The organism is Chrysiogenes arsenatis DSM 11915, assembly GCF_000469585.1.
GTDB lineage: Bacteria > Chrysiogenota > Chrysiogenetes > Chrysiogenales > Chrysiogenaceae > Chrysiogenes > Chrysiogenes arsenatis.
In genome coordinates, this window is the sequence record NZ_AWNK01000010.1 from 1 (window position 1) to 26,885 (window position 26,885).

Below are 26,885 nucleotides of genomic sequence, written 5' to 3' on the forward strand. Positions count from 1 at the left end.
GAACGCCATAACGCCCCCAAAGAGAGCCAGGAGCGCGAAGCCTTGCAAAACCCACTCCGAAACAGCTTGGTAAGGCATAAGAAAGCCGAAACCAAGAGATGCTCCCACCGTAGCGAGCAAAGGAAGGCAGCATGGGGTGGCTGCGGCCAAGGCAGCAAAAATACCGCCGATGGCGCCCGCTTTATCAAAATAGCTAAATTTTTCTGACATTTTTAACTCCTGCAACTATTAAGGAAAACTTTCCATATTTTGTGATATTAAGGCTACAAACACGGAAAATTGTATCCCGCATTCTTCCGTGTTGCAATGAAAAATAGAAAATAGTTTCACTTTCTATCTATTGCGATATTAGAGGTGAAACATGGAAAAAAAGTCACAAATTACGTCCCGATTCAAGTGTAAAGCTCATGGATCAGGTTCGTGCAGTGTTGCGTTATGTTTACCGCTTTGGCGGACAATCGCACCCGATCTATTGACGGCAATGTTTCGGCTGCGACACAAAAGCAGGCACTGAATGCTTTGGGAGCGATATTAAGCCATTTACCGAAGATTAGGATTGAATGTTGTCGTGCGACAGTGCGGCGATTTCTGCCGCAGGCGGCAAATAATGCCGCATCATTGTGACGTAAGGCACGATCCAGATCTCCTCTTTCGCGTCACTAATGCAGAAAATAACAGGGTTTTACTGTTTTGGTGCTTCCTTTGCTATCTCTGCCGCGCAGTAGAAAACATTTTAGGAGGCACACCATGAAAAGAGTTTTACTGGCATTTCTGATGGTTCTGGTCGGCATTGGATCGGGCTTTGCCAATTCAAACAAGGATTTTGGCAAGGGTCTGTTCGTTACGGTCGCAACGGGTGGCACGTCTGGCGTGTACTATCCGATTGGTGGCGCGATTTCAAACATCCTTTCACGCGATCTAGGTATCGACACTTCGGTGCAATCAACGGGTGCTTCGGTAGAAAACGTCAACCTGCTGGCACGCAACCGCGCAGAGCTGGCGATTGTCATGGCGGACACGGTAGCGCAGGCGTACAACAGCACCGGTGCTTTTGAAGGCAAGCCTTCGGTCAAGAATCTTCGTGGCCTTACGGCGCTGTATCCGAACTTTGTTCAGGTGGTTACCACATCAAAAAGCGGCATCACCAGCATTGATCAACTGAAAGGCAAGCGCGTTGGTGTTGGTGCGGCCAACTCCGGCGTTGAGCTGAATGCCCGTCTGGTGCTCGAAGCGCATGGCTTAACGTACGAAGATATCCGTCAGGATTACCTTTCGTACAGCGAAGCGGTAGATCAGATCAAAAACGGTATGATTGACGCGGCGTTTGTGACCAGCGGTGTGCCAAATGCTACGGTTATCGACTTGGCGACCACGCACGACGCGGTCATCCTCCCGATTGAAGGGGACGCTATCAAGTATCTGATGGAAAAGTATCCGTTCTTTTCAGCCGGCACTATTCCCGGTGGAACGTATACGCAGAAAGAAGACGTGAAAACAGCGACTATCACAAACCTATTGCTGGTCAATGCCACGCTTTCTGATGAAGTTGTTTACCGCATTACCAAATCACTTTTTGAAAATCTTGATTCGCTCTACAGCGCCCACAATGCCGCTCGCAACGTGAAGCTCGAAACGGTTGCTGATGGTATGCCGGTTCCTTTCCATCCTGGCGCAGAAAAGTACTTCAAAGAAGTAGGCGCGCTGAAATAAGCAGGGATTTCCTTGATGCGTACTCTGGCGTGTATGGCCACTTTTTTTCTGATGTTTATGGCTTCTGGTGCTCAGGCCCACTCTTCGGAGTGGTGCCTGAGCCTTCAACACGGGCGCAGTGGTCACGTGTACCATACGCAAGCGGTCACAACGGGTGATACGTTTGAACTGCGCTGGGTACATTCGGTCGAACTGACACCCTGGATTGAGGCGTACCGCGTTGAGGCAGATGGCACGCTGACCCTGTACCACACCCGTTTTCAGTCGTATGGCGCGGGCGCGCCGGAAGGGTCTACCGCGGTGCGTGCGGCTGACGGCTGGTTTTTCATTGATGATGTGAATCGTCCGTTGCCGGGATTGCGCTGGATTCACTCGCATGCGGCACATCACGAAATATGGCAAAATGGCACACGGAGTGTCAGTGCTCCTGAGCTACCGCACCATGAACCGATTTTACTTACTGTCACGAGGTCGTCATTATGAGTACTACCAATGAGCCTACGCTCGACCCGAATGCCCAAGCGGTTCTGGAAAAATATGACAAGGAATCGTGCTTCCGCACGGTACAGAATAAAGGCATCAAATGGTTTATTTCGGCGCTGGCGATTTCCCTTTCGCTTTACCACCTTTACACCTCTTATTTCGGTATGCCGGTGACGCTGGTGCACCGTTCGCTGCATGTGGCGGTGGTGCTGGCACTGATTTTTCTTTTGTATCCAGCGTCTAAAAAAATGAGTCGTAGCCGGGTGCACTGGTCGGATATTCTCCTGACTCTTGGTGCTTTCAGCACGACGATATACATGATGGTGGAGCACACGGCGATTTATAGCCGTGGTGGTATCCCTAGTCAGATGGATCTGGTATTTGGCGTCATTCTTGTGGTGCTTGTCATCGAAGCGGCTCGCCGGATTACGGGCTGGGCGCTGCCGCTGATGTCAGTTATTTTTCTCGTGTACGGGTTGTATGGCCGCGAGCTTTCGGGAATTTTCCGCCACCGTGGTTATCACTGGGAAGACATTGTCAACTACATGTATGTAACGACGGAAGGGATTTTTGGCACGGCGATTGGCGTTTCGGCGACCTACATCTTTTTGTTCATTCTCTTTGGCTCTTTTCTGGCAAAGTCGGGTATGGGGCAGCTTTTTAATGACTTGGCCATGGCGATTGCCGGACAGACCAAAGGTGGCCCTGCTAAGGTGTCGGTGATTGCCAGCGGTTTTCTGGGAAGTATCAACGGTGCCGCAGTGGCCAACGTGGTGACGACGGGCTCGTTCACCATTCCGCTTATGAAAAAAATTGGCTATACGCGCGAATTTGCCGGAGCGGTGGAAGCCTCCGCCAGCGTTGGCGGGCAGATACTACCACCAGTTATGGGGGCGGCAGCCTTTATCATGGCCGAAGTGCTGGGAATGCCGTACCGCGACATTGCGATTGCGGCGCTTCTGCCAGCGTTGCTCTTTTATCTGGGGATCATCGTCCAAATTCATCTGCGCGCGACCAAAGATGGCTTAAAAGGCATCTCGCGTGAAAATCTACCCCGCGTACGTCAGGTAATGAAAGAGCGCGGTCACTTACTGGTTCCGCTCCTCTTTTTGATGTACATGCTCTTTTTCAGCGGAAAAACTATTATCTACTCCGCGTTTCTGACGATCATCGTTACGGTTGCGGTGGCGATGCTCCACCCCACCACCCGCCTGACGCTGCGGGATTTTCTGGAAGCGCTAGAAGATGGTGCGCGGACGGCGGTTCCGGTGGCAATCGCCTGTGCCGCGGTTGGGATCATTGTCGGGGTTGCCACGCTGACAGGATTCGGTCTGAAGCTTGCGAATGGCATTGTGTTGCTGGGAGGTCAGTCGCTCTTTCTGACGCTCGTCTTCACGATGGTAGCTTGTATTGTCCTTGGCATGGGATTACCGAGTATTCCTACTTACATTATTACCGCGACGATTGCCGCTCCGGCGCTGGTCGAACTTGGTATCCAGCCGCTTGTGGCGCACCTGTTTGTCTTCTATTTTGGTATTTTCGCCAACATTACGCCGCCGGTGGCGCTCGCCTCGTTTGCTGCCGCTGGGATATCGGGTGGCGACCAGATGAAAACCGGCATGATGTCTATGAAGCTTTCGATTGCCGGCTTTATCGTCCCGTACATTTTCGTGTACAATAACGCGCTCTTGCTGATTAACACGACGTTTCTGGAAGGGACGATTGTCACCCTGACGTCAATCGTCGGCGTAACCATGCTGGGCGTAGCGGCCGAAGGGCATCTGTTCACCCGCATTCATTGGCTGCTCAGAATTCTGCTCGGCAGCGGAGCGCTCCTTTTTATGAACCCGAACATGGTGCAGGATATTGTTGGATTCGGGATTGCGATTCTGGCGGTCGCGCTCCAGTGGATGAAAGCGAAGCGGGAAAATATCCCCATCGAAATATAACGCCAAAATGAAAGAGAGAGGCACGTGGCTGCGCCCACCATGCAACAGATAACGCTACGACTTCTTCTGCTGCTTCTCATCAGCATCGCCCCGCTTGTAACACAGGCGGGGCAATCGCTTTCGCAACTGCGGGTGGCCTACGAGCCTGATCTGGTGCCGCAGAATTTCCTGTCGGAAACCACCGCGCAGGGTTTTGCGGTGGAACTCTTGGAAGCGATTGCCGGATGGCATAATTTTGAACTCCTCTACCTGCCAATGACCAAACGCGAAGCGATTGAACGGATGGCGCGTCAGGAGATCGATATCATTCTCAGTACACCGTTTTCCCGCATACAATCGGAGATGATGGAATTTACGGATCCCTACTACTCGGCGTCTATTGGTATTCTGGCGCGTGGGCGGAGTGCGGGCGATGCCAGCGTGACGGAACTGGCGGAGTCGTTGGTGGCCTTGCAGAATATGACCGTGGAGTATGAGTTTCTCAAAAATATCCGCCGTATTCGTTATCAGGTCGCGCATTCGCAACGGGCGGCGTTAGAGCTTTTTGTTGCGGGTCGTGCTGATTATTTCATCGGCAATACCACCACCGCACGCCACTATCTGGAAGCGCATGGACTCCAGCACCAGTACCATTTTGCGCACACCTACCTGATGCCGGTCGATTATTCTTTTGCGGTGCAGAAGGAAAACTACGTCCTGCTCAATATCCTGAACAGCGGCATTCGGCAGCTCAAAAGTTCCGGTGCTCACAGCGATCTGCATCGCAAATGGTTCGGGTATCAAGAGCATGTTTCGTCGGGGATGTTGCTGTTGATCCTGAAAATTGGCTTTTGGGTGCTGGTGGGTTTTCTGGTTATTGTGCTTTTGGGAGCACGTTGGAATCGGCAACTCAAGCGTGAAGTGGAACGCAAAACCCGCGATTTAAGCCATGTGAACGCATCGCTGCGCGACCAGATTACCCTGACGCAAAACAACAGTGAATTTCTCAAACAGATTATCGACAGCAGCCCGCGTGGCATTGTGACACTCGACAAGGCGAGCCGCATCACCAAAATCAACCATCGTGCCATGAAGATTCTGGGATTGGAAACACCGCCGCTTGGCCGACGCTACGACGAAATCCCTTTGCTTGGCGAACTTTTGGCAGGGAAAGCCGAACCGGTGCTTGTCGGTACGCGTGCCAGCTTTCTTGGTGAGTACAAAGAGTGGCACGGCGCGGCGCCGCGTCCGTATCAACTGCGCTACTACGTCTACCCGCTCTACCAGTTCAATCAGGAAATCAACGGGCTGATTCTGACGTTTGAAGATGTGACGGAAGAATTTGAATTGCGCCGCAAACTGTTTGAACAGGAAAAAAGCCGCGCGTTGATTCGTGTCGTGGCAGGCATTGCCCACGAAATCCGCAATCCGCTCAGTTCTATAAAAACCTTTGTTGAGTTGATTCCACGTAAAATTCACAGCGAAAAATTTCAGCGCGAAATCTCCACCTACGTGCCACGCGAAATCGTCCGCATTAACGAGCTAATTGAAGGGTTGATCAACTACGCTCGTCCGCGCCAGATAACCTTGGAGCGGGTGGAGGTCAAAACACTGCTCGAAGAGTGTGCCATTTTGTTTGAGCGCAGTATTCTGAATAAAGGGTTTCAGCTTACCTACACTGCGCCGGAAGCGCTGTGTATCCTTGTCGATCACCACCAGATTAAACAGGTGATCATTAATTTTCTGATCAACGCCCTTGATGCGCTAGAAGAAAAAAGCCATGATGGCGCCAGAGCCCTCTCCATTGATCTGCGGGCGTTTACCGTGGGAAAACGCGTCTGTATTCAGGTCGCTGATAATGGGGTCGGTATGAACGAAGAAGGGAAAGTGAAAATGCTGGAACCCTTTTTTACCACGAAGCCGAAAGGAACGGGGCTTGGCCTGCCGATTGCCGATCAGTTAATTCGTGAAAATAACGGTGAACTGAAAATAGAAAGTCAACAAGGGGTTGGCACGGTAATTTCGGTCTTTTTTGATCTGGCCGCGAAGGAATAACATCGCATGAAAAAAATCCTGATCATTGACGATGAAGCGTCTATCGGAGCCGCGCTAACGTTCGCTCTGGAAGATAATTACGATATTATCTCCTGCACCGATCCGGCGCAGGGGCTTGCCATTGCCGAAAAGGAGACGTTCCACCTCTGTTTGCTCGACCTGAAAATCGGCAATGTTGATGGCATCGATGTGTTGCGGCAACTCAAAACGCTTCAGCCTGCTATTGAAGTGATTATGATCACGGCTTATGGCACCATTGAGTCGTCGGTGCGTGCTCTGCAAAATGGGGCTTTTTCGTATGTAACCAAGCCGATCAATATCGACGAATTGCTGGTCAGCATCGAGCGCGCGTTGGATTATAAGCGACTCAACTCGCAAGTCGAATACCTGGCGCGCGAGCTGGAGCAGAAATATCGCTACCGCGACCTTGTCGGCAACAGCCGCGCGATGGAACCGGTGTATCGACTGATTGACCGTGTCAAAGATGTTGATTCTGCTGTCCTGATTACGGGCGAAAGTGGCACCGGCAAGGAGCTGGTGGCGCGAGCTATCCACTTTTCCGGCAAGCGGAACACCGGGCCGCTGGAAGTGGTCAACTGCGCCGCGATTCCCGAACATCTGCTGGAGAGCGAACTCTTCGGCTATGAAAAAGGGGCGTTTACCGGTGCGGTCGGTGCCAAACCGGGAAAGTTTGAGGTGGCACACGGCGGCACCATCTTTCTGGATGAAATCGGCGATATGCCACTGGCGCTGCAGGCTAAACTCCTCCGCGTGCTTCAAACCAAAAAAGTATCGCGCCTTGGCTCCAATAAAACGCTTGATCTTGATTTTCGCGTTATTTCAGCCACCAATCACGACTTGTCACAGGCGATCAGCGCAAAATCCTTTCGTGAAGACCTCTTTTTTCGCATCAACGTGATTCAAATCGACCTACCACCGCTCCGTGCTCGGGCGGAAGATATTCCGCTGCTTGCCCACCATTTTCTGAAAAAATACAATGACGAACTCGGTTTTGCGCTCCGCCTGAGTAGCGAAGCGCTGCAACGGCTGAGTCATTACCATTTTCCCGGAAATATTCGCGAGCTGGCAAACATCATTGAATCCTCCATGGTTATGGCAGGTGGTGCTGAAATTGGCGTTGGCGATCTCCCGGGCTATGTGCGCCATGTGGACGTGCCTGCAAACGTGCCTCAGACGCAGAGTGAAGCCAGCTTGCAGCCCTTTGTCGGCCTGACGCTCAAGGAACTGGAAAAGCGATTCATTGAAACTACCTTGGCTAGCATGGGTGGCCACCGCAAAAAAACTGCCGAAGTGCTGGGTATCAGCGAGCGCAACCTGCGCTATCAGCTCAACAGTGCGCCGGAGCCGGAAGAAGCATGACAACCGCTCCCACCTTTCTCTGCCCTCTTTGCCATGATGACGCGTCCAAAAGCCTTGTGTACCAAACGCGCAAAAAGCGACGCTATTGGCAGTGTTCGTCATGTGAACTGATTTTTGTTGATCCGTCGTCACTTCCGACACTTGATGTTGAAAGATCGGTCTATCAGCACCACGAAAATTCTCCTAGCCATGCGGGCTATGTTGCTTTTTTGCAACGCATTATCGCACCGGCGCTTGCGTATCTGCATGCCGACATGCGCGGTCTTGATTTTGGCTGTGGGCCGGGGCCGACACTCAGTATTTTGCTGGAAAGGGAAGGGATTGCTTGCGCGAACTATGACCCGCTCTTTTTTCCTGATAAACCAAACGGTGTTTATGATTTCATTTTTGCGACGGAGTGTTTTGAGCATTTTCACCAGCCGTCTCGTGAACTGTCACAGCTATATTCACTTCTTGCCATAAATGGTTACCTCTTTGTGATGACTGATCTCTATGACGATTCTATCGACTTTCGCACTTGGTATTATAAGTGCGATCCAACACACGTTTCATTTTACAAACGTCGTTCAATTCAGTACATTTGCCAACAGTATGGCTTTCGACTTCTCGAATTGCGCGATGAGCGCATTATACTTTTGCAGCGAACGGGAGGGTAAATCATGGAACACGATCACGCACAAAGCACTCCATCGTGCGCCAACTGTGGCGCCACATGGCAACACAAAGGGGGGACGAATTGCTGGAGCAGCGCTCCAGGCGCACTACCGCGTCCGAATAACTGCCCTTCGACTCACTATGGTGAGGTTGTGGAAAACGCTATTGGTGAGTATCTCGGCGATAGCGAAGATGCGCGGATTGCGCTGGTGGCGGGTCAGGTTGAGGGGTTGTGCTATCAGCCTTTGCCCGGAACAGATGCTGTCAATGCGCGGTGGACGCGGGTGGAAGATACCATCGCGTTTGCCAAGTTGATGAACTATAAACGGATTGGCATTGCTACTTGCATCGGCATGTTGGAAGAGAGCCGTCGACTCACACAAATATTGGAAGCGCAAGGGTTTCAGCCGATGAGTGTCTGCTGCAAGGCAGGAAGCTTCGACAAGCTCGAAGCGGGATTAAAGGAGAGTGATAAGGTTCGTCCAGGGACGTTTGAGCCGGTGTGTAATCCAATTGCACAAGCGAAGATTTGCAATGCCGAAAAAACTGACATGAACATTATTGTCGGTCTTTGTGTGGGGCATGATATGCTATTTAGTAAACATTCGGAAGCGCCGGTGACGACACTGGTGGTTAAGGATCGTGTCACGGGACATAACCCGATTGCGGTGCTCTACGGGCAGAACTTCTACTACAAGCGGCTGCAGAAGTTCCCCCTGAAGGTGGAGTTGCCAGAGTAGCGGACACTCCACCGCTGGAGTTTTTCAGCAGTGGCTAAAACCAAGCGATATCGGTCAGGTAATTCCCACCGATAACCAGGAACTCCTTCTCGCCAGCAAACGTCTGGCGCGGGAGGAGGCCAGAGCAAAAAAATATTTTCGTTGTTGGAATCTCAACATTCAGAATCATGTCACCAAATTGCCCGGCAATGTCGCGATCTGCGCTAAACGATACGAGGCTGTTGTAGGCAATAATCGCTTGCTTGGGCGAGGGTTTTTCCAGTACGGCATGTTCGTTTAGGTCGTTTACCCCTCGATACAGCGGTATTTTTGGCGCCAGTTCGGGAAAAAATCGCGCCAGCATTTCCTGCGTAAACGTATAAAGCAAATCGAGTTGATAGTACATCTGGTTGCGATTCAGTCGCGGACTCATCCGTTCAATCAGATAGTCGTGGTAGCTTTCACAGTGAATCGAGCGGATCGGTCTGCGGTGAAACATCGGCACCATTCCGAAGCGGCTTTCCGCCCACCCTTTTAGTACCGCTCCTTCTTTACTGTTCGCATCAAAAAGCCAACCACGCAGCAGGCGAATATAGCCCGCTACCAATTTTCCCCTCACTTTTACCTTGAGGGTAAATAACTCCTCCATAAACTGCATAAAAAGTAGGCCTGCTGACTCAAGGTCGGGAACCTCTCTAAGGGCTCGAAAGAAATCTGCATGGTATTCGTACACACCACTAATGCGAATCGGCACGGGATTTGCCTGATACTGTGTACTGGCAAACAGTGACGACGGGAGGTAGATCATGTTCAGGGGATTGTATCGCGGCTCCCAGGAAGTTTCCGGTGTGGTATCGATCATCGTGCGGGCTCCATTTCCTGTCGAATTTGGATCTGTGTATGAATGAAGTAATCGCTAAAAGAGCGCTTGGTGCCGCTCTGGCATATGCTGCCGGTGACGCATTTGGTGCGACGACAGAGTTTATGACGCCTGCGGAAATCAAGGATCGCTACGGAGTACGTCGCAAAATGATTGGCGAAGGGTGGCTTCGTCTCCGTCCAGGGCAAGTAACAGATGATACTCAAATGTGCATATATCTGGCGAGGAGTATTTTGCGTTCCAAAGGATTTTGTCCCGTCGGTGTGGCGGATGGTTTTGTCGAGTGGATGCGATCAAAGCCTGTTGATATCGGAAGTACCGTGCGTGCAGGGATTCGGCGCTACATCACCGAAAAAAAGGTACTGGCGGAACCCAGTGAGTGGGCGGGGGGAAATGGCTCTGCCATGCGCATACTGCCGCTGGTTGTTTATTGCCTAAAATCATGGCATTTATTTCCAGCCATGGCGCTGGGGCAAGGGCGGATCACTCACCATAATCGCGATGCCGACTTGATTATGCTGGCGCTTGGCGAGTGCCTGAAGGTCGCTATCGAAACGGGCGATAAAATGGCGGTGCTTGATGTTGCCAGTGCGTTTATCCGCCGCTACCCAGCGTATTCATTTTCGCGCTACAAAGGGGAGTGTTCGGGCTATATTGTTGATACGTTTAAATGTGTTATGCACTATTTTTTTGACGAGACAAGCCTAGAAAATATCATCATTGGTACTGCCAGCCAAGGGGGCGACGCTGACACGACCAGCGCGATTGCGGGGATGTTGGCGGGTGCCATTTACGGGGTTGATGCCATTCCGCGTCAATGGCAGCGGACGCTGGACAGTGATGTTCAGCGTACACTTACCGGACATATGTACGAGCTGCTGCAATTGCCCTGCTGCTGGGTAGAGGCGCAGTGGGAAGCGCAGTGTAACGCAGAATGGTTCGCTCTGGAGCAGGCTGAAGGTACTTTATACGATGGTCTTTAATCGCGTAAAAGTTGCGAAAGTAAAAACGCCATTTCCAAGCTTTGGCTGGCATTCAGGCGCGGATCGCAAGCAGTCAGATAATTGCGTCCGAGGTCTTCGTCCGTTACCTGTGCGGCGCCGCCCGTGCATTCGGTGACGTTATCGCCCGTCATTTCAAAGTGCACTCCGCCAAGGCTGCTGCCCGCTTCGCGATGAATGCGGAAGCACGCTTCAAGCTCACCCAGAATATCACCGAAATCGCGTGTTTTATGGCTCCCTGCGGTTACGCGCGTATTGCCGTGCATCGGGTCGCAGCTCCACACAACAGGATGACCGCTGCACTGCACTCTGTTGACCATTCCTGGTAGGGCAGCTTCAACCTGATCGCGCCCCATGCGGGTAATCAGGGTGACTTTGCCAGCGACTTTCTGTGGATTCAGCTTGGCAAGGAGCTCTAGCACTTCCTGCGGGTCAACTTTCGGTCCCAGCTTTACCCCGATCGGATTCGCGATACCACGGCAGTATTCGACGTGGGCACCGTCGAGTTGGCGCGTCCGCTCGCCGATCCAGATCATGTGGGCGCCCATATTATAGTAGAGCCCGCTTTGCGGGTCTTTTCTCGTCAGTGCGCTTTCAAAGCCCAAAAGTAACCCTTCGTGTGAGGTAAAAAAGTCCACGCTCCCCAGTGTATCGGAGCGGACGCCGCATGACCCCATGAAGGCGAGGGCGTCGCTCAGTCTTTCTAGAATCGCGCGATACTCCGGCCAACGGCTACTATTTTCGATTTCTGAAAGATTCCATGCCGCTGCGTTATGTAAATCGGCAAATCCGGCGCTGATCATACCGCGGGCGCAGTTCAGCGTTGTGGCTGCAAGGTAGTAGGCTTGAAGCATCCGTTTCGGGTTGGGGGTGCGCGCCAGTAGTTCAGGGGTAGGATCGTTGATGATATCGCCCCGATAGCTCGGCAATGTGAGATCGCCGATTTTTTCGGTGTCGCTGGAGCGTGGTTTGGCATATTGTCCGGCAATGCGGCCAAGTCGTACCACGGGACGCCGCGCGCCGTAGGTCAGAATGAGACTCACTTGTAGGAGAATCTTGAGCTGTCCGGCAATGCTTTCGTGGCGACAGGCGGAAAATTGCTCGGCGCAATCGCCCCCTTGCAAAACAAACCTTTCGCCACGCCCCGCTTGGGCAAGCTGTACCAGTAGGCGGTCGATTTCGCCGGGGAAGACAAGCGGCGGTAATGTGGCAAGGTGTTGCAGCACGGTATGGTAGGCGGCTGGGTCGGAATACTGCGGCTGCTGTTTGGCGGGAAACTGTTCCCAGGTCGTCGGGTTCCAAGTTGTTTGATTCATGGCTCTCTCGGTGTTTGGTTTTTCTGTAGTGGCGTATGCCGGCTTACGGTTGCAGCGCTGCAAGGCATGGTCTATACTTGAGTTATTACTCATCAATATTTTTGGAGGTATATATGCGACGTTTTCTTCTGTTTCTGGTGCTTTTTGTGTGCGTTAGCCCTCTCGCTTTTGCCCAAGCGTATCCCGACATTACCCGCCTCGTCAAGCAAGTAGAGCCATCGGTAGTAAACATTTCTACCGCCAAAGAAGTCACGACAGCGCAGCGTGGCGTCCCTTTGCCGGAAGAGTTTTTCCGTCGCTTTTTTGGTGATGACTTTCCTTTCCAATTTCCGCAACAACCCCAGCAGGGTGAGCCGCAAACGCGTCGCTCAACGAGCCTGGGATCAGGATTTGTGGTTTCGAGCGATGGTTATATTGTCACCAATAACCACGTTATCGAAGGGGCGGATGAAATTACCGTGACCATGAATGATGAGCGGGAGTTTAAAGCAAAGCTGATTGGGCGTGATAAAGCGCTGGATTTGGCACTCCTGAAAATTGAAGTTGCTGGGTTGACCCCGCTACGTTTGGGCGACTCGGACGCCGTTGATGTCGGTCAATGGGTCTTTGCGGTTGGCAACCCGTTTGGGCTGAGTGGCACGGTAACGGTTGGCGTGATCAGCGCCAAAGATCGTGAAATCGGCCAGTCGCCCTACGACAGCTTTTTGCAAACCGATGCTTCGATTAACCCCGGCAACAGTGGCGGCCCACTGCTGAACCTGAACGGCGAAGTCATCGGCATCAACACGGCTATCGTGGCGTCTGGTCAGGGGCTCGGGTTTGCTATTCCAATCAATATCCTGAGCAGTTCGTTAACACAACTCAAAGAAAAAGGGAAAATTTCGCGCGGCTGGCTGGGAGTGGCGCTCCAGAAGTTAACGCCGGAGCTGGCGCAGTCGTCTGGGTTGCCGAAGGATGCCAAAGGGGTTTTGGTAACGTCGGTCGAGCCGGGACAACCCGCCGAAAAAGGCGGAGTACGCGCTGGCGATGTTATTGTGACATTTAACGGTCAGGAGATTGGCAAATACCACGACATTTTCAAAATGGTCGCGCGCACAGCGCCGGGCACCACGGTAAATATGGAAGTGATGCGCGCTGGTGGTCGCAAACTCCTGCGGGTGACGCTTGGCGAGCGCCCTGATGAACAGACGGCGGATGGGGCGGCTCCGGCACCAAAAGCGCCGGAAGAACCGGGCGTGTTCCGTGAGCACGGTATTGCCTTTGCGATGGAGAATAGTGTACTGGTGATCCGCAGTGTTGAAGAAAAAAGTGCGGCCTTTGGTGCTGGGGTTCGTATAGGGATGCAGGTGCTGGAGGTGAACGATCAGCCGGTCAATGACTTCGGCACGCTTAAACGGGCGCTGCGCCGGACATCGACGGGATTTGTCAAGCTGCTGGTGCGGCATCAGGGGGCGAATCGGTTTATTGCGTTTAGATTAGAGTCGTAACTGATAGTTGTTCTTTTTTTTGGCACCAAAAGAAAGAACCAAAGAAAAGTGCCCTCGCGCTTCAAAGGCAAAAGCTTACCGAGGGAAGAACAAGATACAATGTGAAGAATAACAAAAAGGAAACTCTATGAAATTTATTGTTACCGGCGGCGCCGGCTTCGTCGGCTCCAACATCGCCTTTACACTTGAAAAGATGGGTCACGAAGTGCTTATCATTGACGATTTCTCCAGCGGCGACTACCGCAATCTGATCGGTTTCCCCGGTGAAGTGTTAGCCATCGACATCACGGATCGTTCCGCGATGGAGTACATCGTCGGCACCGACATTGACGGTATTTTCCACGAGGCGGCGATAACCGACACCACGGTCATGGATCAAAAGCGGATGATGCAGGTGAATACCGATGCCTACCGCTTTTTGCTCGACTGGGCTGTTTCCGACAATGTGCGCGTGGTCTACGCCTCTAGCGCCGGGGTGTACGGTAATTCGGCAGCGCCAAATCGTATCGACCACGGTCTGCTGCCGGAAAATGTCTACGGTTTTTCCAAGTATTCGATGGATATGACGACGAAGCGTTACCTGAATGATTTCCCTGATTTGGGTGTCGTCGGTCTGCGCTACTTTAACGTCTACGGCCCAGGCGAGTCGTTCAAGGGGCATGCGGCGAGCATGGTCTATCAACTCTATCATCAAATTAAGGCGGGCAAAACGCCGCGTCTTTTCAAACACGGCGAACAGAAGCGTGACTTTATTTTTATCGAAGATATCGTCCAGGCCAATATGAAAGCGATGTTTGGCGAAGAGGTTCAGTCTGGAGTGTATAATGTTGGCACGGGCAAAGCGCGGACGTTTAACGATATGATTGCTATCATTCAGCGTTGCCTTGGGACGTCCATCGAAGTCGAATATTTCGACAATCCCTACCGCTTTTACCAAAACCACACCGAAGCCGATATCAGCGAGACGACGAAACAGCTTGGTTATAAGCCGGAATTTACTTTTGAGGCCGGAATCGCCAAATACATCGAATACCTTGAGGCGACTGGCCGTTGAAAACACTCGGCGTTGTTTTAGCGGGAGGCAAAAGTTCGCGCATGGGATGCGATAAGGCGCTCTTGCAAATTGATGGACAGACATTGCTGGAGCGTGCCACGGCAACGCTTGCGCCGCATTGCGAGCAGGTTGTAGTGTCGGGACGTATGACAGAAGGGCTATTATCGATTCCCGACACACACCCAGGCGACGGGCCGATGGGCGGTTTGGCCACGATTGCTGAGGCGCTTGATATGCATTTTCCGCAGGTCGAAACGGTGTTGCTGGCACCATGCGATATGCCGTTCGTTCCCTCAGAGGCCTACCGAATTTTACTGGACGTCTTGCAGGGAGATCCGACGCTTTTGGTGGCGGTCGCGACCAATGGCACCAGAGAATTTCCCCTGACCGCGGCGTATCGCCGCGAAGGTTTGCAACGCATGGCGGCATCATACGCCACAGGCAATCATCGTGTCTTTCGTGCGCTGCAGACGTTGCTCTGGCAACGTGTTGCCCTCGCAGAAGCGTGGCTGGTCAATATTAATACGCCAGAGGTCTACCGAAAGGCATTGGCAAGTGAGTGAGTTTAGGCTACACTTTGCTGCATATATTGATTTGAGGAGGAATCTCTATGAGCGATCATGATGTTCATGAGGCCATTGAAACGCCACTAACATTTGACCAAGCAATGCCTTACGTTTTAGGTTTTATCGGTACGTGGATTTTTGCATTTGTTGTGTATCTTGGCGTTATTGCCATGAGCGGAAGCGGCACGCACTAAGCGTGTGTTCGCTAACATTGGTTTACTGATTTAGGAGGCTTTCTATGATGAATCGTATTATGTTCCTGTGTTTCTTTGTTGTCGTATCAGTTCTTGGAGCGTTCAGCTCTGTTGCCGCTCAAGAAAAAATGATCCAGCTGAAAGCAGATAATTTCCTCTTTTTTGTCGACCATTCACTCTCAATGTCAGTGCGTCATGCGCAAACTGGTGAATTCAAACATGTCATGGGAAATGACGCTCTGGCGGCAGTCAATAGCGACTTGCCTGCACTTGGGGCAAAAGGCGCATTGCACAGCTATGCGCCTTTCAGTGAATACGTTGCGGTAGCACCATACAGCCAGAAAACGATAGCTGATGGGCTTGCCAAGCTTCCGACATCGCTCTTTTCTTTTGGCGCAACGACCCCTATGGGTGTCGGCCTAGCGCAACTTTCGGAGCAGGTGATGAAGGGGCTGACGGGGAAAATCGGCGTTATCGTGGTTACCGATGGTGAGTCAAACCGTGGCGAAGCACCTTTGGCAGTTCTGGAAGGGTTGAAAAGCCAGTACAAAGATCGCCTGTGTGTCCACTTTATCAGTGTCGCGGATGAAGCACCGAATCGTGCCAGTATTGCTGATATGGCAGCATTATTTTCTGGATGTGGTGCCAGCGTAACGGCAGCCGACCTTCAGGATAAAACGAAGCGCGATGCTTTTATTAGCAAAGTGTTTTATGAAATGGTTGCAAAACCAGCAGCAGTCGCTCCGGCGCCTGTAGCGAAGCCGAAGCCGGTAGTTGAAGACGTTGTCGTGCTTCGTGGTATTCAGTTTGACTTTGACCGTGCAGACATTAAAGAGCAGTGGCAGTCTGTATTGCAAGAGGGTGCTGCTATTATCAAGCGCAACACGGGTAAAAAGGTTGTTTTAGAAGGTCATACTTGTTCACTTGGATCAGAAGCGTACAACCAAGGGTTGTCACAGCGTCGTGCGAATGCGGTGCGGGCGTTCTTGATTGAGCAAGGTGTGTCGGCATCACAAATTCAGGCGATTGGCAAGGGCGAGCTTCAACCTCGCTACGACAATACTACAAGTGATGGCCGTGCGATGAACCGTCGAGTCGAAATATCTTTTGAATAATTACGATGTGTGCTGATCGTTCGCACCATCTTTTATTGCTCCAATTATCCCCAAGGAGCCACCGTTTGCGGTGGCTCTTCGTGGGGATTTTTTGTTGTTATTTTTCTGTTTTTCCACCGCTGGTTTTGGCACAAGATGACGACCTGCTCCATGCAAGTTTGCATGCTGAGTTTGCCAGTTTTGCTGTGCAATGGATTGAAAAGGTACGTACCAATACGGTGCCTCGCCCTGACAAGAAAGAGGTCATTCCCAATGGCACTCACTTTACGGGACGCTATGCTGCCATTGACCCTGCCTCGGTTGATTTTTCCGTTAAGCGTTCAGGCGCTACCATTAACTCGCCGTGGGTAGCCACACTCCAATATCTGGAAGGGGTGTATGAGCATCAGGCGATAAGTATGGAAGAGGCGCTCAATGGTGCGGCATTCGAATTGGTGCGCTTACGCCGTATAACCGAGGTGTTTCGCTATGATGCGGTACGCAAGCGGTGGGTGGAATAGCTCTGTCGCACATTACCTGCTCCACTCTTACTGTTCTGCTTCACCATGTTGAAGGAGCTATTAACCTTGGCTTTGTCGCACGGGCGCTTGCCAATACGGGTTTTCGCCGTATGGTTTGCTGTGGCGGGGCGGCACCGCAACACTTTGAAGCCAAAAAATATGCTTTGCATGCTAATGACATTCTGGAGTCATGTGGCGTTGTTTCCACGTTCGACGAGTTGATTGCTTCTGTTGATACGGTGATTGCACTGACTCCGCGCTCGCCGTGGCCGGACGGCAATGAGCTGCTGCTTGACGATTTCCCCTGTTTTGTTCAGCAGCAGGTTGTCAGAGGAAAGCGAGTGGGGTTGCTCTTTGGCAATGAAGCACAGGGGTTGAGTAATCATGAATTGTCGCTCTGCCATCGCCGCATGGCGTTACCGGCACATCCGGAATACGTCAGCCTGAATGTTGCACAAGCGGTGTTGATCACGTTATGGGAGCTGCGGCGCGCGCCATTTTTTCAGGAAGATATTCCACAAATTTCCCCACTTGCGCCGCCTCAGGCGAGTGCTGCTCAGCAGGGGCAAATTCTCAAAAAGCTGCGTAACATCTTGGAAAAAAACGGGTTCCTGAACCCACAAAATCCAGAAGCTATCTGGCAAGAAGTGGCACAAATAGTGTGTTCGCGGCAATGGAGCGAACGCGAAGCAACGCTTTTGTTGGGAATACTGACAAAATGCCACAACGCGCAAAAGCTTTCCGCAGGCCAATCAGATGGATAAATTGTTGTCTGACAGGTAAAAAACGGTGGTTTTTCCCTTTGTGCTCCTGATAAGATCGTACAAAAAACAACAAGGGATGTACCTATGGACTTCCGCTCAAAAATTCGCGATGTCGTTGACTTTCCCAAGCCAGGAATTGTTTTTAAAGATATTACGCCGCTCTTGCGTGATCCCGCGGCATTTCATAGTGCTATGGGCATTTTGCGAGACCATATTGCACCACAAAACCCCGATGCCATCGTGGCGATCGAGTCGCGTGGATTTCTTACCGGCAGTATTCTGGCATACGAACTTGGTGTTCCTCTTGTGGTGGTGCGTAAGCCTGGAAAACTCCCGGCAAAAACGATTTCTGTGAAATACGCCCTAGAGTATGGCGAAGATGAGCTTCAGATCCACGCCGATGCCCTTCATGCTGGTGACCGCGTGATTATTGCGGATGATCTGCTCGCCACTGGCGGTACAGTTTCTGCGACATGCCAGTTGGTTCAGAAACTTGGCGCGACACCGCTGGAAGCGGNCGGTTTTCTTGGTTGAGTTATTCGGCCTTGGAGGACGCGAAAAGCTTGCACCACTCCCCATTTTCAGTCTTATGGATTTTGATGTCGACGAATAACGTTCGATGCGTGCGCTGATTCGGTAGCCCTGCCTTTTTCGATCTTGTTGCGACAGGAGTGAAATAATGAAAATACAATGTCTTGGCGTGCACGACTCACTTGCCCCCGGTAAAGGAAGCATGTGCTTGCTGATTGACGGAACGCTGGCGTTGGATGCTGGCGCTATTACTGATACGTTACCTTTTGAGCAGCAAGTTACTATTCGTGATGTTATTGTATCTCATGTCCACATTGATCACGTCAAAACACTCCCGTTTCTCGCCGAAAGTTTCGCGATTTCGTTTACGGGCAATATCGTGCAAACCCTCCGTGTACACGCCAAACCAGCGATTATCCGAGCACTGAAAGCGCATCTTTTTAATAATGTGCTCTGGCCGGATTTTACCACTATCCCAAGCGTTGCCGATCCCGTATTAACTCTGATTGATCAAGGGCAGACGTTTGTGGTTCAAGGGTATACCATTACGTTTATCCCGCTGACCCATACCGTTCCAACGTATGCTATCCATGTGCAGCACCGCGACAGCGAATTCCTGTATATTTCCGATACCGGGCCGACGGAACGGATTTGGCAGTACATAAATCAACTTGAACGCCCGTTAGATGCTATTTTTATCGATGTCGCCTTTCCGAATTCATTAGAAAATCTGGCATGGGCGAGTGGCCACTTAACCCCAAAATTACTTCGAGCAGAACTGGGGAAGGTGACGAATATCCCCAAACATATGTACGCGATTCATTTGAAGTCGGTGTATATCGAGAAAATTAGCAAAGAGTTGGTGAGTGCGCTGGATGGATACGACTACTCTATTCCCAAGCCGATGGATATATTGACATTATAAGTACATGAATGACGATCGGGAGATATGCGAAAGGAGTGTGGTGGTATGAACTTTAATGAGTATGAAGTCGGTGAATTCTACGACGAAATGTTTGATGCTTCAGGAAAGCCGCGCCCTGCAACGAAATTACTCTACGAGCGGATAACGTCGCTCAAGCCGGGCGAGCTGAAAATGCGTCAGGCCGCTTCTGAAAAGGCGCTGCTAGACCTTGGGATCACATTTACCGTATATGGCAATGAAGAAGGAACCGAAAAGGTTTTTCCCTTTGATGTGTTGCCACGGGTGATTAGCGGCGAAGAGTGGCAAGAACTCGAACGTGGATTGCGCCAGCGCATTGTTGCCCTCAATATGTTTATTGATGATGTCTATAACGATCAGCAAATAATCAAAGATGGGATTATTCCCCGCGAAATTGTGGAATCGTCCGCTGGATACTTACCAAGCTGTCTTGGCCTAAACCCGCCGCGGAACATTTGGTGCCATATTGCTGGTTCTGACTTGGTGCGCGACGAAACGGGGCAGATGTATGTACTGGAAGATAATTTGCGCTGTCCCTCCGGAGTTTCGTATGTACTGGCGAATCGCCATTTAATGAAACGAACTTTCCCGAAAGTGTTTGCTCAGCTTGAAATCCTCCCCGTGGTCGACTATCCCGCGCGGCTACTGGATATGCTTATCAGTGTGGCGCCACAAGGTACCCCGAATCCAACCGTCGTACTGCTTACCCCGGGCAGCTACAACTCTGCATATTTTGAGCACTCATTTTTGGCGCAACAAATGGGGATTGAATTGGTTGAAGGGCGCGATTTAGTCGTACATGAAGGATTTGTCTGTATGCGAACAACCAAGGGGTTGCGTCGTGTTGACGTTATTTATCGCCGCATCGGTGACGACTATCTCGACCCTGAAGTCTTCCGTCCAGAATCGGTACTCGGTGTTTCTGGCATTATGGACGTGTACCGTGCTGGCCGTGTGACGCTTGTAAATGCTCCCGGAGCTGGTGTGGCCGATGATAAAGTTATTTACGCCTATGTTCCAGAGATGATTCGCTACTATCTTGACGAAGAAGCGTTGATTCCAAATGTTCCCACCTACCTGTGCTGGCGTGAAGAGGATCGCAAATACGTCTTGGCGAATCTGCCCACAATGGTGGTGAAAGCGGCGAACGAAGCTGGCGGGTATGGCATGCTTATCGGCCCCGGATCAACCAAAGAGCAGCAGGATGAATTTGCCAAAAAAATCGTGGATAATCCTCGCAATTATATCGCGCAACCCGCACTAAAGCTTTCGCGCACACCGGTTATTGCTGGAGATACATTTGAAGGGCGACACATCGACTTGCGCCCCTATATTTTGTATGGAGACGAAATTTCCATTACCCCTGGCGGACTAACCCGTGTTGCTCTGAAAAAAGGATCGCTGGTGGTGAATTCTTCACAAGGTGGTGGCAGTAAAGACACATGGGTGCTGGCGCCTGGACCCGTCAAGGAGGTGTTCGATGCTCAGTAGAGTTGCTGATGCTATTTATTGGATGAGTCGCTACTTAGAGCGTGCCGATAGCACTATCCGCCTGATAGAAGCTACCGAACAGCTTTCTCTCGATTTCCCCGCCGAAAAGGGTTTTTCCCACTGGTCGGCACTCATGAACGTTTCGGGCGATGCGCAATTGTATGCCGAACGGTACAACGTTGTTCGTCCACATACTGTTTTATTGTTTTTATTGTTCGATCTTGAATGCACCAATTCGGTCTATTCTTGCATTCGCGGTGCGCGCGAAAATGCCCGTATTGTGCGCGAAATCCTTTCCCCAGAGGCGTGGGAGCAGTTGAATCTCATCTATCACACAATGAAAAATGGGATCACTCACGTTGAATCCGTTGTAGAAAACCCATTCGAAATATGCGAGAAAATCCGCCTTGGCAGCATTATGGTTGCCGGTTTGATCGAAGACACGATGCCGCACGAAGAGGCGTGGCATTTCTTCCGCCTCGGAAAAGCCGTTGAACGTGCCGATAAAACATCGCGTATACTTGACGTAAAAACCTACTCGCTCTTGGAATCGCTTGGTGACTTTGGCAGTTCGTTTGACGATACACTCTGGGCGGCACTCCTGCGCTCCATCAGCGCCTTAGAGCCCTATCGTCAGATTTATGGGCCGGTAAACCCGCAAAACGTCGCGAAATTCCTATTGCAATCGCATACATACCCGCGCGCGCTTCTTTTTTGCCTGCTTTCAGCACAAAGGACACTCCATTACTTCTCAGGAAGACCGGTGGGAACCTTTGGCAATCAGGCTGAAAAAGTCGTCGGCAAATTAGTGGCAGAGCTTTCGTACACGGAAGTCGATGATATTTTGGAGCAAGGACTGCACGAGTTCTGCGACACCTTCCAAGGGCAATTGAATCAACTCGATGACGCCATTCGCGAAAGCTACTTTTACATTTCGGAGGGGTAGTTTGCTGAAAAAGAACACAATGCTGACATGGATTCCAGACGAGGCACTCATAGGCCATGTCAAAGTTGTGCTTGAAAAAGGACTCGACGGGATCAACAAAGCAGAAAAGGATTTTGCGCGGAATGCGATTGATCCTTTTTCTGCTCTTTTCGACGCTGGTTTACAAAATATCTCTTTAGGGCAGTGGATTGCTTCCGAAAAGCGCCGTCAGGCTCAGAAAACCCTGCAAAATGCGCTGGGACATTTTCATCAAAGCATATTGTCAAGCGTTGAACACTGCTATTGTCCGCAAGAGGGGTTTGTCGATCTGGCCAATGATCACCTGAAAATTGTGGCTGAAATCAAAAACAAGCACAATACCGTCAAAAAGTCTGATCTCAAATCCGTTTACGAAGAACTTGACGGCGCCGTTAACCACAAGACATCAAAATATCACGGATATACGGCGTATTACGTCACGGTTATTTCCGCTCGACAACAACGATTTACAAAACCTTTTACGCCACCAGATAACCGCAACAGCAGCCGGAAAACGGAGCAGCGTCGTATTCTTGAAATCGATGGGATGAGTTTTTACGAACTTCTTACCGGACAAAAAGATGCGCTCTACCAACTCTATCGTGTGCTTCCAAATGTTATTCAAACACTAATGGCAGAAGAGGGGAGTTGTACTGGTGTGAATCTTGCTCGCGATCCCCTCTTTCTTGATTTTTTCCAGCAGACGTTCGCTCAACCCGTTCCATAGTCTCAGCATCAAAACTTCCTTCCAGCATGCCTCGCACACAGCATCCGACGTGATAGGCGAGATTCACCGGCACGGCATTACCTATTTGCTTGTACTGGGCATTGGTTGATCCCGCAAAGTGCCATTCATCGGGAAAGCTTTGAATACGCGCATACTCACGCACTGACAGCGGTCTTGTTTCAGAGGGGTGGCACCGTTCCGTTTGTTTTTGTGCCGGATTACACGTCAACGTTAGGCTTGGCTCCGACCAAGAGAGGCGGCGAGCCATGCCAGTTTTTCCTCCTGTATGGAAGTAACTCGCACCCATATACTCCCGTTGCACGGTGTCAGGCAAATCTCGCCAGTAGCCACCTTCGGGAACCTGCTCCATGACTTTTCGCTTTTTTTCCGTGTATTGAGCGCCATTGCTTTCGGGGACTTGATGGAGCGCTGCGCGTAGCGGAACGATGTAATTTTTCGCTTTAGGAAGAAAAAAATCACTCTCGAAGTCGCGACGTAATCCAATGATAACAAGACGTTCACGCTTTTGGGCAACATCAAGATACTGCGCTCGCAAAACTCGGTGAACTGTGTCATACCCAAGTTCGTCAAGTACTTGAAGCATTGTTTGAAGCGTATTGCCGTTATCATGATTCAGTAATCCCCTAACATTTTCCCCTACAACTATGCGAGGGGTGGTTTCGGCAATGCAGCGAGCAAACTCAAAAAATAATGTCCCACGCGTATCTTCAAACCCAAGTCGGTGGCCTGCATAGCTAAAAGCTTGGCAAGGGAAACCACCCGCGACAACATCAGCCTGAAGACTTTTGAAATCAACCTTGCTTACATCAGCATGAACGGTAGGCCATATTGGTCGATTATGATGGAGCGTGGAAACGGCAGTTTTATCTATTTCGACAAGCAGGCTGTGCGTAAATCCCGCGTTTTCAAATCCTAGAGCCATTCCACCCGCTCCTGCAAAAAGCTCGATAGATGAAAAACCGCTCTGTGAATCGGCTTTCAGTACTTCAAACCGATCCACCTGCGAATTTTGCATCTGCTGCCTGTGAACTCGATGAACCTCATCAAGCGAAAATACACGATGATTACATGTATCGCGGTGCGATTTGATCAATCCCTTTTTTTCCCAGCGACGAATGGTGTCTGGATGAAGATTTAATTCATGGGCAACCTGAGATACCGAAAACAACGCTACCATATCATTGTACCCCCTGCATTATGCAATGGTTACTATATTTCACGTCAACGAGAATGGCAATCATGAAAAGCATATCCTGAGTTTAAACACTACGGAGCACCGATATCTTTTTATCAAAACATGTTTCCGCTTGACGAAGTGTAGGAATTTCGCTAGTGTTCCGCTTCGTCGCGGGTGTAGCTCAGTTGGTAGAGCATCAGCTTCCCAAGCTGAGGGTCGCGGGTTCGAGTCCCGTCCCCCGCTCCAAAATGCGACCATTAAAAAAAGCCAAGCACAACAGTGCTTGGCTTTTTTAGTCTTTACGCATGTTTTCGCGCATCTGCGTGTTGTAGCGGATGGCGTTGATTTCATTGAGCATTTTTTCTTCGTCCAGTTTTTCTTTTTGTAACCACGCAATATGATCGCGCTCTTTGAGCAGTTCGAGGCTTTTCTTCTCCATAAATTGTTTTTTTAGCTTTTCATTTTCGCGTTTGAGATCGGCTTCAATGCTGGCGATTTCGATTTTTTTCTGATGAATTTTCTGCATGAGTATTGGGTAATAATTACTGTAGAGCTGTGCTGTTGGCATATCGCCACTGCGGCGGTAATGGGCGGTGGCTTCGACATTTTCGGCGGCGGATTTTTCTAATTCGACGAACTGTTGCTGAGCGAGTTGCCGTTTTTCGCGCAGTGCGGCTATCTTTCGTTGTTGCTCGTCAATGAGTCTTTCTCGGTGTTCTAGCAACTTTGCGAAGCGAAATATAAATGACAATCTTATTCACCAAGCGCTTTCTGCATGTGGGCAATGACCTGCTCAATCGGAGTCACTTCGTTGACGTCTTGGCGCAAAAAGGTGTTGATAGCGTCCATGCGGCTAATGGCAAGGTCGATCTGCTTATTTGTCCCTTTTACATAGGCGCCAATGTTGATTAAGTCTTCCGTTTCGCTATACACGGCTAAAAGATTGCGTAAGCGCCCTGCTTTCTCGCGATGTTCGGGGGTCGTGACTTCGCCAAAAACGCGCGATGCGCTGCCAAGAACATCAATGGCGGGAAAGTGATTGCGAGCGGCGATGCGGCGCGTTAAGACGATGTGGCCGTCTAGAATCGAGCGCGAGGCATCGGCAATAGGTTCCATCAAATCATCTCCATCGACGAGGACAGTGTAGAGTGCTGTGATGGATCCTTCTCCGTCACTGGTTCCGGCACGTTCCATCAGTTTCGGTAGAAGGGCAAAAACTGATGGAGTATATCCTTTTGTGGTTGGTGGTTCGCCAACGGCGAGTCCAATTTCGCGCTGTGACATGCAAAAACGTGTGACAGAGTCCATCATCAGCATCACATTTTTCCCTTGGTCGCGGAAGTATTCAGCAATTGCGGTGGCGACAAATGCCCCTTGACGACGTACCAGCGCAGGTTGATCGGACGTTGCGACGACCAGAATGCTGCGCGAAAGCCCTTCTTCGCCCAAATCGCGCTCGACAAACTCGCGCACTTCGCGGCCACGTTCACCAATCAGAGCGATCACGTTGATTTCGGCTTGAGTGTTTTTGGCGATCATCCCCAACAGTGTCGATTTTCCGACGCCGGAGCCAGCAAAGATGCCCACGCGCTGCCCTTTGCCGCAGGTCAGCAGTCCATCAATGGCGCGCACGCCGGTGCCAACGGGGGTTTCAATCCGTTTGCGGGTGAATGGGTTCGGCGGCGTTGCCAGTACGGGGTAAAAAATTTTGCAGTTTGGTTCGCCTTTGCCGTCAATGGGAGCGCCAAGTCCATTGAGGACGCGCCCAATCAACTCGGGGCCGACGCCTACGACAAATGGCTCCTTAACGGCCTCAACGCGGCTTCCTGGGCCAATGCCAACGGGATCGCCGAGCGGCATGAGTAGGATGCGATCTTCTTTGAATCCAACGACTTCAGCGTGTATTGGGCGCGCGGTGGCGATGATGGGATGAATCAGGCAGAGCTCGCCGATGGAGGCAGCAGGGCCGCGTGATTCAATCAGCAGGCCGATAATTTGCGAAACTTTTCCGACTAATTTTACGGTTTTAGTCGTGTCGATGCGTTGCTTGAGGGCGGTAATGTCGATTAGTGTACCCCTTCCCCTTTGAGGGCGTGTGCAATTTCGCTGAGGCTCCCTTTCACGTCTGTTTGCACGGAGCCATATTCATTTTCCACAACACAACTGCCACGGCGGAGATATTCATCGGCTTCAATATCAATCGTTTTCAGACCGCTGACTTCTTTGATAAGATCAAACTTTGCTTTACTGATAGCGTCATAATCTTCGCGTGCCACTTTAATCAGAATTTTTTCACGGTTCACGAGCTCGGCAATTGCCTTTTTGACCTGACCAACGATGACGAGGCGATTGGTTTGCAATTCAGCATTGATAATGTTCCCCGCAATATGCACGGCAAGGTCGATTAACTCGCCTTCCGCCCCAAGGTAGGTGCTTTCAAATTTCTTTGCGGCTTCGTTGAGGCGTGTGACGGCGGCAACGTAATCCTGGCGTACTTGGTCGAGTTTTTCGGCTTCGATGGTAATCAATTCTTGTTTGGCGGCTTCGTGTCCGACGACTCGTGCGGCTTCGGTCACGGCGGCGGCTTCTTCGCGCGCTTTGGCAAGTACGGTACTGGCTTCGCTTTTTGCCTGTTCGAGTGCCGATGTATGGCGCGCTTCTTCTTCAATCAGTTGATTGATTTTTGCTTCACTGGCAGCGATGTGAGCAGTCAACTCAGCAAGTTTTTTTTCGGCTTTATTGAGTTCCTGCTGTCGTGCTCTAACTTCTGTGTCGGAGAGGTGGTGTGTATTGGCGTCCATTGGTTGGGGCGCGTTTTTTGCGGCGACATCAGTTTTTTTGGATTCTACCGCTGGTGTCGCAGAAAGGGTCGTTTTTCCATGGGAAAACGATACATAGAGTGTCTGTGTGTCTTCGGTTATTTCCTGTACTTCGCGTTGCTCCGCTTCCCCGAAAAAAGGAAAAACGCTGGAGTCGGCTGGTGGCGGATCTACTGGTGGGCGGCCATAACTACTTTCATCTAAGAGTGGGGTAAAATCCAATTTTTTAAATATTTTCCGGCCAGCTTCGGCTTGTTGTGTTTCTTCTGGGTGTTCCCAGTGGAATTTTGGCATGCGGTAAACATCGCGGGAATCTTCGCGCTTAAACTGTTTAGAGAACTGAAAATCATAGATTTTGACATCTTCGCGTTTATCGCCGCGCCGGATAATCTTTTTCACGGTTCCC

26 protein-coding genes, 1 tRNA gene and 1 pseudogene are annotated in these 26,885 nt (G+C 50.9%); 21 read left to right on the forward strand and 7 right to left on the reverse strand.

The annotated features are described in order from the left end of the window. Positions 1-210 (reverse strand): annotated as a pseudogene (locus P304_RS0108145) (hypothetical protein); the annotation flags it as partial. Positions 211-747: 537 nt separating this feature from the next. Here P304_RS0108145 and P304_RS0108150 point away from each other — a divergent pair. Genes P304_RS0108150 through P304_RS0108180 form a run of 7 tightly spaced genes read left to right on the forward strand, consistent with a single transcriptional unit; the run spans position 748 to position 8,950 of the window. Further along, the gene (locus tag P304_RS0108150; protein WP_027390143.1) at positions 748-1,710 is read left to right on the forward strand and encodes a TAXI family TRAP transporter solute-binding subunit; all 963 of its coding nucleotides are present in this window, start codon (positions 748-750) and stop codon (positions 1,708-1,710) included. A gap of 33 nt (positions 1,711-1,743) precedes the next feature. Next, positions 1,744-2,193 (forward strand): DUF1850 domain-containing protein, encoded by a 450-nt coding sequence (locus P304_RS0108155; protein WP_160165039.1) that lies wholly within the window; start codon positions 1,744-1,746, stop codon positions 2,191-2,193. Beyond that, the gene (locus tag P304_RS0108160; protein WP_027390145.1) at positions 2,190-4,142 is read left to right on the forward strand and encodes a TRAP transporter permease; all 1,953 of its coding nucleotides are present in this window, start codon (positions 2,190-2,192) and stop codon (positions 4,140-4,142) included. The genes P304_RS0108155 and P304_RS0108160 overlap by 4 nt, the downstream gene beginning before the upstream one ends. A gap of 39 nt (positions 4,143-4,181) precedes the next feature. Further along, positions 4,182-6,176: an ATP-binding protein gene (locus tag P304_RS0108165; protein ID WP_027390146.1), complete on the forward strand. Its 1,995-nt coding sequence runs from the start codon at positions 4,182-4,184 to the stop codon at positions 6,174-6,176. A gap of 6 nt (positions 6,177-6,182) precedes the next feature. Beyond that, on the forward strand, positions 6,183-7,556 hold the full coding sequence (locus tag P304_RS0108170; RefSeq protein WP_027390147.1) for a sigma-54-dependent transcriptional regulator: 1,374 nt from the start codon (positions 6,183-6,185) through the stop codon (positions 7,554-7,556). Continuing rightward, on the forward strand, positions 7,553-8,212 hold the full coding sequence (locus tag P304_RS0108175) for a class I SAM-dependent methyltransferase (protein WP_027390148.1): 660 nt from the start codon (positions 7,553-7,555) through the stop codon (positions 8,210-8,212). The genes P304_RS0108170 and P304_RS0108175 overlap by 4 nt, the downstream gene beginning before the upstream one ends. A 3-nt stretch (positions 8,213-8,215) precedes the next feature. After that, the gene (locus P304_RS0108180; protein WP_027390149.1) at positions 8,216-8,950 is read left to right on the forward strand and encodes a DUF1847 domain-containing protein; all 735 of its coding nucleotides are present in this window, start codon (positions 8,216-8,218) and stop codon (positions 8,948-8,950) included. Between the two features lie 34 nt (positions 8,951-8,984). Here P304_RS0108180 and P304_RS0108185 read toward each other — a convergent pair whose 3' ends face one another. Further along, the gene (locus P304_RS0108185; protein WP_027390150.1) at positions 8,985-9,791 is read right to left on the reverse strand and encodes an NAD(+)--dinitrogen-reductase ADP-D-ribosyltransferase; all 807 of its coding nucleotides are present in this window, start codon (positions 9,789-9,791) and stop codon (positions 8,985-8,987) included. A 38-nt stretch (positions 9,792-9,829) separates the two neighbouring features. Between P304_RS0108185 and P304_RS14705 the strand changes: the two genes are divergently transcribed. Further along, the gene (locus P304_RS14705; RefSeq protein ID WP_084417629.1) at positions 9,830-10,792 is read left to right on the forward strand and encodes an ADP-ribosylglycohydrolase family protein; all 963 of its coding nucleotides are present in this window, start codon (positions 9,830-9,832) and stop codon (positions 10,790-10,792) included. Here P304_RS14705 and P304_RS0108195 read toward each other — a convergent pair. Then, positions 10,789-12,219 (reverse strand): 3-deoxy-7-phosphoheptulonate synthase class II, encoded by a 1,431-nt coding sequence (locus P304_RS0108195; RefSeq protein ID WP_236613321.1) that lies wholly within the window; start codon positions 12,217-12,219, stop codon positions 10,789-10,791. The genes P304_RS14705 and P304_RS0108195 overlap by 4 nt on opposite strands. A gap of 20 nt (positions 12,220-12,239) precedes the next feature. Here P304_RS0108195 and P304_RS0108200 point away from each other — a divergent pair, with 20 nt between their 5' ends. The 12 genes from P304_RS0108200 (at position 12,240) to P304_RS14720 (ending at position 22,462) form a co-directional block, all read left to right on the forward strand. Continuing rightward, positions 12,240-13,613 (forward strand): Do family serine endopeptidase, encoded by a 1,374-nt coding sequence (locus tag P304_RS0108200; protein WP_027390152.1) that lies wholly within the window; start codon positions 12,240-12,242, stop codon positions 13,611-13,613. A 127-nt stretch (positions 13,614-13,740) separates the two neighbouring features. Next, on the forward strand, positions 13,741-14,667 hold the full coding sequence (gene rfaD, locus P304_RS0108205; RefSeq protein ID WP_027390153.1) for an ADP-glyceromanno-heptose 6-epimerase: 927 nt from the start codon (positions 13,741-13,743) through the stop codon (positions 14,665-14,667). Beyond that, positions 14,664-15,230 carry a molybdenum cofactor guanylyltransferase gene (gene mobA / locus P304_RS16210; protein ID WP_051321534.1) on the forward strand — a complete coding sequence of 189 codons (567 nt, stop codon included), beginning with the start codon at positions 14,664-14,666 and terminating at the stop codon, positions 15,228-15,230. Before rfaD ends, mobA begins: the two co-directional genes overlap by 4 nt. Positions 15,231-15,277: 47 nt before the next feature. Then, positions 15,278-15,427, forward strand: coding sequence for a hypothetical protein (locus tag P304_RS17060; RefSeq protein WP_160165040.1), 150 nt, complete (start codon positions 15,278-15,280; stop codon positions 15,425-15,427). A gap of 44 nt (positions 15,428-15,471) precedes the next feature. After that, on the forward strand, positions 15,472-16,542 hold the full coding sequence (locus P304_RS0108220) for an OmpA family protein (RefSeq protein ID WP_051321535.1): 1,071 nt from the start codon (positions 15,472-15,474) through the stop codon (positions 16,540-16,542). A gap of 65 nt (positions 16,543-16,607) precedes the next feature. Further along, complete coding sequence (locus P304_RS0108225) at positions 16,608-17,042, forward strand: hypothetical protein (protein ID WP_027390155.1); 435 nt, start codon at positions 16,608-16,610, stop codon at positions 17,040-17,042. Beyond that, complete coding sequence (locus tag P304_RS0108230; protein ID WP_027390156.1) at positions 17,030-17,806, forward strand: RNA methyltransferase; 777 nt, start codon at positions 17,030-17,032, stop codon at positions 17,804-17,806. The genes P304_RS0108225 and P304_RS0108230 overlap by 13 nt, the downstream gene beginning before the upstream one ends. An 84-nt stretch (positions 17,807-17,890) precedes the next feature. Continuing rightward, on the forward strand, positions 17,891-18,340 hold the full coding sequence (locus P304_RS14715) for an adenine phosphoribosyltransferase (RefSeq protein ID WP_201766939.1): 450 nt from the start codon (positions 17,891-17,893) through the stop codon (positions 18,338-18,340). A gap of 145 nt (positions 18,341-18,485) precedes the next feature. Next, a complete protein-coding gene (locus P304_RS0108240; RefSeq protein WP_027390157.1) occupies positions 18,486-19,262 on the forward strand; it encodes a 3',5'-cyclic-nucleotide phosphodiesterase in 777 nt (258 codons plus the stop codon). A gap of 45 nt (positions 19,263-19,307) precedes the next feature. After that, on the forward strand, positions 19,308-20,771 hold the full coding sequence (locus P304_RS0108245) for a circularly permuted type 2 ATP-grasp protein (protein WP_034764824.1): 1,464 nt from the start codon (positions 19,308-19,310) through the stop codon (positions 20,769-20,771). Further along, positions 20,761-21,717, forward strand: a complete 957-nt coding sequence (locus tag P304_RS0108250) for an alpha-E domain-containing protein (RefSeq protein WP_027390159.1) — start codon at positions 20,761-20,763, stop codon at positions 21,715-21,717. Before P304_RS0108245 ends, P304_RS0108250 begins: the two co-directional genes overlap by 11 nt. Before the next feature lie 19 nt (positions 21,718-21,736). Further along, positions 21,737-22,462 (forward strand): Eco47II family restriction endonuclease, encoded by a 726-nt coding sequence (locus P304_RS14720; RefSeq protein WP_236613322.1) that lies wholly within the window; start codon positions 21,737-21,739, stop codon positions 22,460-22,462. On the opposite strand, the gene dcm is transcribed toward P304_RS14720, so the two are convergent. After that, entirely contained in the window at positions 22,353-23,660 is a 1,308-nt protein-coding gene (gene dcm / locus P304_RS16660) for a DNA (cytosine-5-)-methyltransferase (protein WP_084417632.1), read from the reverse strand. The two genes, P304_RS14720 and dcm, sit on opposite strands and share 110 nt — an antisense overlap. A gap of 170 nt (positions 23,661-23,830) precedes the next feature. Here dcm and P304_RS0108265 point away from each other — a divergent pair. Further along, positions 23,831-23,906: transfer RNA gene (locus P304_RS0108265), tRNA-Gly, on the forward strand. Positions 23,907-23,952: 46 nt separating this feature from the next. Here the strand turns inward: P304_RS0108265 and P304_RS0108270 are convergent. Genes P304_RS0108270 through P304_RS0108280 form a run of 3 tightly spaced genes read right to left on the reverse strand, consistent with a single transcriptional unit; the run spans position 23,953 to position 26,878 of the window. After that, on the reverse strand, positions 23,953-24,384 hold the full coding sequence (locus P304_RS0108270; protein ID WP_236613324.1) for a flagellar export protein FliJ: 432 nt from the start codon (positions 24,382-24,384) through the stop codon (positions 23,953-23,955). Positions 24,385-24,413: 29 nt separating this feature from the next. Continuing rightward, positions 24,414-25,727: a flagellar protein export ATPase FliI gene (gene fliI, locus P304_RS0108275; protein ID WP_034764826.1), complete on the reverse strand. Its 1,314-nt coding sequence runs from the start codon at positions 25,725-25,727 to the stop codon at positions 24,414-24,416. After that, on the reverse strand, positions 25,727-26,878 hold the full coding sequence (locus P304_RS0108280; RefSeq protein WP_027390162.1) for a FliH/SctL family protein: 1,152 nt from the start codon (positions 26,876-26,878) through the stop codon (positions 25,727-25,729). The genes fliI and P304_RS0108280 overlap by 1 nt, the downstream gene beginning before the upstream one ends. Positions 26,879-26,885: the final 7 nt, after the last annotated feature.